The organism is Xanthomonas cissicola (assembly GCF_008801575.1).
Lineage (GTDB): Bacteria > Pseudomonadota > Gammaproteobacteria > Xanthomonadales > Xanthomonadaceae > Xanthomonas > Xanthomonas cissicola.
This window is the reverse complement of sequence record NZ_VZPL01000193.1, coordinates 1-1,274: the sequence shown is the minus strand read 5'-3', so window position 1 is coordinate 1,274 and position 1,274 is coordinate 1. Positions and strand designations below refer to the sequence as shown.

Annotated in this window: 1 protein-coding gene and 1 pseudogene; one reads left to right on the top strand and one right to left on the bottom strand. The window is 58.0% G+C overall.

Annotated elements, in window-relative coordinates; genetic code table 11:
- Positions 1 to 64: 64 nt before the first annotated feature.
- The gene (locus tag F7R02_RS25425) at positions 65 to 631 is read left to right on the top strand and encodes a hypothetical protein (protein ID WP_151210321.1); all 567 of its coding nucleotides are present in this window, start codon (positions 65 to 67) and stop codon (positions 629 to 631) included.
- Between the two features lie 537 nt (positions 632 to 1,168).
- Here the strand turns inward: F7R02_RS25425 and F7R02_RS25415 are convergent.
- A pseudogene (locus tag F7R02_RS25415) lies at positions 1,169 to 1,274 on the bottom strand (IS5/IS1182 family transposase); the annotation flags it as partial.

Genomic DNA, 1,274 nt, shown 5'->3' with positions numbered 1-1,274 from the left:
ATCTCGCGCCGGGTCTGCTTGCGCTTGCCCAGGCCCTCAGCGTCACCGAACGTCAGCTGCATAGATGATCCTCTACATGATGAGGCGGGTAGTGTCGCGTATCTGTGGTGCGTTGTTCAGAGCTTCCCTAACGCGCGAGATCCAGAAGCTGCGTTCGTCAGAACGATCCTCGCTGGCGTTGGTGGAGGAGTACGCTGCTATGCGTCAGGAGATTGCAACGCAGATTGTGAGCATGGAGCTCGAGGTGGCAGAGCTAGCCGAAAAGGGCATCGACCTGCGCAATAGCGTGTTGGATGCCGCGGCGCGCGAAGCATTTGACGCCATGATCGATAAGGCAGGTGATGCAATGGCGACAGCCTACCTGCTGTACCGTCGTGCGACGCTGCAGCCGCTGCCGGTGCGGATGCGTCCGAATGATGAGCAAGTGTTGGCCGAGTTCCTTCATCGGCTTGGCAAGAAGATGCAGGAGCGTACAGGCGCGGTGGCAGGTGCGGTGGCCGAGGCCCTGGGTGCTTCAGAGCTGGAACTTGTTGGTGTGGATATGGTGCTTGCGGGGAGCCCGGCGCGGCGCGCAGTACTACGCTGCGGGGTCGAAAACGCCCAGTCCCTCGGACTTGGGGTTCCAGCCTAAAAGTGCGCGTTGGTCTTCCCGCTGCTCACGAGGGGGGCAACGGCAGACGCTTGATTCGCCCATTTGCACTAGGCCTGACTTGGCATCCCGATGTTGTTGCCCAGCCAGCTCGATCGTTGGACGCCCGTTTTAGGAAGCGAAGCCGCTACGCTAGTGCCTCGATATGCGACCTAATCACCGCTTTTGCTTAATAATCGTCGTTACGAGGTTCGACAGTTGAGCGAGGATATTGCTGGTATCCTCGCTCTTTTCCGCTGGCGCAGCTATCGCATCGGAAAATAGGCTCCTTGCAACGTCAGTCTTGACCTCTTCAGCCTTCCTCGGGTCTAGCAATGCAAGGTATGGCTCAATGGTTGTCAGGATATGCTGCCTACGACGGTTGAGCACCTCGTTGTTCCGATGCCGGCTCGATTCCTTGGCTAAGGAAGGTCTGAATAACGAGGCCTGAGAGTGCGGGATGTCGCGTCGTTCCGAAGAGTGGCGTTTGAATCTTTGGAATTTCGCCATTTCTGGCGCTTTCCGTGGGAATTTCCTGGTTTACAGGCGCACGCTCCCCATAGCCGGCAGCAACTGCTTTCGCTTCATCCACAGATTGGAGAGCGCAAACAAGGTCAGCACGTGTGCGGTGTTTTTGGCCAGGCCG